The organism is Pseudomonas meliae (genome assembly GCF_001400515.1).
Taxonomy (GTDB): Bacteria; Pseudomonadota; Gammaproteobacteria; order Pseudomonadales; family Pseudomonadaceae; genus Aquipseudomonas; species Aquipseudomonas amygdali.
The window spans coordinates 16,142-16,635 of record NZ_LJQT01000260.1 but is presented as its reverse complement, the minus strand read 5'-3'; the positions used below and the strand labels follow the sequence as shown (position 1 = coordinate 16,635).

The following is a 494-nucleotide window of genomic DNA, read 5'->3' as shown; positions in this document are numbered from 1 at the left end:
TTTTTGTTTTGCAGGTCCACCGTCGTGACTAACACCGCTTTCAATTCTCTGCCTCTGTCCACTGCCATGCTGGCTAACCTGGAGTCGCTTGGTTACGCCGAAATGACACCGATTCAGGCGCAGAGCCTGCCGGTGATCCTCAGGGGCATGGACCTGATCGCGCAAGCCAAGACCGGCAGCGGCAAGACCGCTGCCTTCGGTATCGGCCTGCTCAACCCGATCAACCCGCGGTTCTTCGGTTGCCAGGCACTGGTCATGTGCCCGACCCGCGAACTGGCGGATCAGGTCGCCAAGGAAATCCGCCGTCTGGCGCGCTCGGAAGACAACATCAAGGTGCTGACCCTCTGCGGCGGCGTGTCTTTCGGCCCGCAGATCGGCTCGCTGGAGCACGGCGCGCACATCATCGTCGGTACGCCGGGGCGTATTCAGCAACATTTGCGCAAGGGTTCGCTGGTGCTGGACGGCCTGAACACGCTGATCCTCGATGAAGCCGA

At 61.5% G+C, this 494-nt stretch carries 1 protein-coding gene; it reads left to right on the top strand.

Annotated elements, in window-relative coordinates; genetic code table 11:
* Nucleotides 1-24 precede the first annotated feature (24 nt).
* The coding region (locus tag ALO64_RS25780) for a DEAD/DEAH box helicase (RefSeq protein WP_174517441.1) at nucleotides 25-494 on the top strand (470 nt) is incomplete at its 3' end.